Source organism: Dyadobacter subterraneus (genome assembly GCF_015221875.1).
Taxonomy (GTDB): Bacteria; Bacteroidota; Bacteroidia; order Cytophagales; family Spirosomataceae; genus Dyadobacter; species Dyadobacter subterraneus.
In genome coordinates this window covers 1-1024 of the sequence record NZ_JACYGY010000014.1, presented here as the reverse complement: position 1 = coordinate 1024, position 1024 = coordinate 1, and the positions used below count along the sequence as shown (strand labels likewise).

3 protein-coding genes are annotated in these 1024 nt (G+C 57.5%); 2 read left to right on the top strand and 1 reads right to left on the bottom strand.

Translation table 11 applies throughout. From position 1 onward, the window contains the following. Positions 1 to 201, top strand: a 201-nt coding sequence (locus IEE83_RS33795) for a Nif11-like leader peptide family RiPP precursor (protein WP_127582476.1), incomplete at its 5' end; no start/stop codon positions are given. Between the two features lie 125 nt (positions 202 to 326). Beyond that, on the top strand, positions 327 to 584 hold the full coding sequence (locus tag IEE83_RS33790; RefSeq protein WP_228102202.1) for a Nif11-like leader peptide family natural product precursor: 258 nt from the start codon (positions 327 to 329) through the stop codon (positions 582 to 584). Between the two features lie 85 nt (positions 585 to 669). Here IEE83_RS33790 and IEE83_RS33785 read toward each other — a convergent pair. Further along, on the bottom strand, positions 670 to 1024 hold a 355-nt coding region (locus IEE83_RS33785; RefSeq protein WP_194124960.1), incomplete at its 5' end, for a transposase.

Here is a 1024-nt window from a genome sequence, read left to right as displayed (position 1 = left end):
GCTACCGACAGCGCCTTTGCAGCGGCGGTGAAGGCCTGCTCCACCCCGGATGCGATCGTGAATGCTGCCAAGGACGCCGGTATCGACCTCAGCCACAATGATCTGGCCAAGGCGATCGCGGCGGGAAGCCCGAATCTGACGGATGAAGATCTGGAGTCGGTATCCTCGGGCACCATCATGGCCGCAGCGCTGGTCAAGTAATCAGTGTGACGGTTCGGCCAGGCGTGATCGAAGCGCCTAAGTAGTATCCCTTAGTGGTTCACCCGAATTTCTTTAAGTCCGCAAAAGTGACACTTTGCGCCCACATCAGATCCGCCGAGGATTTGATGGCAACTGATGGAGAAAGTCTAATGAGTTCCATTGATGATTTTCGCAGCAAGCTGGCTACCGACAGCGCCTTTGCAGCGGCGGTGAAGGCCTGCTCCACCCCGGATGCGATCGTGAATGCTGCCAAGGACGCAGGTATCGACCTCAGCCACAACGATCTGGCCAAGGCGATCGCGGCGGGAAGCCCGGATCTGACGGATGAAGATCTGGAGTCGGTATCATCCGGGACCATCATGGCCGCAGCGCTGGTCAAATAATCAGTGTGACGGTTCGGCCAGGTGCGTGCGCCAAGCCGCACCTGGCCTCTCCAGATGAACACGCTTGCTCTAGAGCGGAATCCGATCACGCTGCATCATAGCCTGCGGCTGCGAAATAGTTGCGGCATTCGTCTGGGGTGAAGAGTTGGAGTAGTCGCCCGATTGTTGTCCAGAGGCTCTCGATGGACCGTTCGGCGGCTTTTCTCAACAGGGCTTTGAGCTTTGAGAATGCGTTTTCGATCGGGTTGAAATCGGGGCTGTACGGTGGGAGGTACTCTAGCTTCGCACCAACGCTTTCGATCATTTCGCGAACCCTTGGCCCTTTGTGGCTGGAGAGATTGTCCATAACGACCACGTCATCGGGGCGCAGCTCGGGCAGCAGCACCTTCTCGACGTAAGTCTCGAACGAAAGGCGGTTGATGGGCCTGTCGATGACAAAG

Bases quoted from the DNA above. Each gene is read 5' to 3' on its own strand.
- IEE83_RS33790 (WP_228102202.1), top strand. From the start codon at position 327: ATGGCAACTGATGGAGAAAGTCTAATGAGTTCCATTGATGATTTTCGC.